We start from the raw sequence: 1,673 nt of genomic DNA, 5'->3' as shown, positions 1-1,673 counted from the left end.
AGTGGTCCAGTTCGTAAGTCATTCGAGGGTTCACAGGGCCGCTGGTAGTGCGACAGGCTGGTGGCCGCAGCCGGCGGGTTGCTGGAAGTGGTGCTCTTTCTGTTCGTGTCGCTCGATCCGGGCCATCAGGTCCTCGAGGTCGGCCGGGGTGAACTTCCATCGGAAGGGCCGGGCGGTCTCGTTGTAACGACGCTCGAAGGCGATCAGTCGGTCTTCGACCTGGTCAAGACCGGTGAAGTCGTTGGGGGTAACTACCTTGCGCTGCACGATGGAAAAGAAGATCTCGATCTGGTTCAGCCAGGACGCGTGCACGGGAGTGTGGACCATCACCGCGTTGGGGAACTGGGCGGTGAGCCGATCGGCGGCGGCCTTGCCGCGATGAGAGGACCCGTTGTCCACGACCCAGAACACCCGCCGGGCCGAGGCATACGGCTCGTGCGTCATGACCTGCTCGACCAGGTCCATGAACGGGACAATGCCCGTCTTGGGCGAGCAGCGCCCGAATACACGGGCCTGGTGGACGTCGTAGGCGGCCAGGTAGGCCAGTGCGCCGCCGCGGTCGTAGTCGTGGTTGACGCGCATCGTCCGGGTGGTGCCGGGCGGCAGGGTGGGGTGGCAGCGGCAGCGGGCCTGGATCGAGGTCTTCTCGTCGGAGGAGATCACGTACTCGTTGCCGGCCAGGGGCTGGCCGTCCCAGATGCGCTGGTAGAGGCCGAGGACGCGGGCGGCCTTGGTGGCGAAGTCGGGGTCGCGGATGAATATCCAGGAGGCGTGCTGCCAGGGCTTGAGCACGTCGGCGGTCAGGATCCGGCGGACGGTCGAGGCGGACATCGCCTCGGCGATCCCCCGTCCGACCACTTCGGCGGCCAGGTCGGTGCTGCTCCAGCGGGACAGCGGCATCCCGGTCTCGGCCGGCAACTGGCAGGCCAGCGCCGTGACCTCGGCCCGCTGGACGAGGGTGAAGCGGGGCGGCCGGCCGCTACGGGGCCGATCCTTGAGCCCGTCGATGCCCTGATCGGCATAGCGGCCACGCCACCGCCGGACGGTGTCGAGGTGGACCCGTTGTCGCAGGGCGATCCGAGCGTTGGAGTAGCCGTGCGCGGCGTCCAGCACGATCCGGACGCGGACAACCTGCTGGTAGGGGGCCGTGTGAGCATGGGCCAGCTTCTTCAACCGCCGCCGCTCGGCGGCGGTCACGACGATCTGACGAGCACAAGGGACGGGCACGCGGAACGCTTTCGGTGATCTTACGAGGGGCGCTGCCACTTTGCCCCGATATCCACCGCCCAGGGCGTGATTGACACGCCGGACGGCAAGATAGGGCGCATGCCCGCCATCCCGGAGTCCACCAAGATCTCCCTGGCCCAGCGACTACGCCAGCACGCCCGCGATCACTGGCCGCAGCTGGCAGGATTGCACGTCCGCTACCACGGTCAGTTCGCCTACGTCGAAGGCGAACTGACCGACGGAGACCGGCTGCCCCTCATCCGCCTCCGTTACGGCGGATCGGCCTCCATCTGGGGTTTCGGGCTCTACCTCGCCAGCAGCGGCAAGTACGAGAACCAGATCCTGCCCACCGGCATGTCCGCAGGCACGCCCCAAGAAGCCCTCGACTGCGCCTGCGACCTCTACCTCAGCCACTGACCCTCGAAGGACTTACAGGCAGAACCACT

Annotated in this window: 2 protein-coding genes; one reads left to right on the top strand and one right to left on the bottom strand. The window is 67.4% G+C overall.

All coding sequences use genetic code 11. The features are described 5' to 3' along the window. Positions 1-30 precede the first annotated feature (30 nt). Positions 31-1,197, bottom strand: a complete 1,167-nt coding sequence (locus ETD86_RS54260) for an IS630 family transposase (protein WP_211370941.1) — start codon at positions 1,195-1,197, stop codon at positions 31-33. Positions 1,198-1,326: 129 nt separating this feature from the next. Between ETD86_RS54260 and ETD86_RS54255 the strand changes: the two genes are divergently transcribed. After that, on the top strand, positions 1,327-1,644 hold the full coding sequence (locus ETD86_RS54255) for a hypothetical protein (protein WP_138674373.1): 318 nt from the start codon (positions 1,327-1,329) through the stop codon (positions 1,642-1,644). Positions 1,645-1,673 lie beyond the last annotated feature (29 nt).

It is taken from the genome of Nonomuraea turkmeniaca (genome assembly GCF_005889735.1).
Classification (GTDB): domain Bacteria; phylum Actinomycetota; class Actinomycetes; order Streptosporangiales; family Streptosporangiaceae; genus Nonomuraea; species Nonomuraea turkmeniaca.
This window is presented reverse-complemented; position numbering and strand designations above follow the sequence as displayed.

Bases quoted from the DNA above. Each gene is read 5' to 3' on its own strand.
- ETD86_RS54255 (WP_138674373.1), top strand. From the start codon at position 1,327: ATGCCCGCCATCCCGGAGTCCACCAAGATCTCCCTGGCCCAGCGACTA.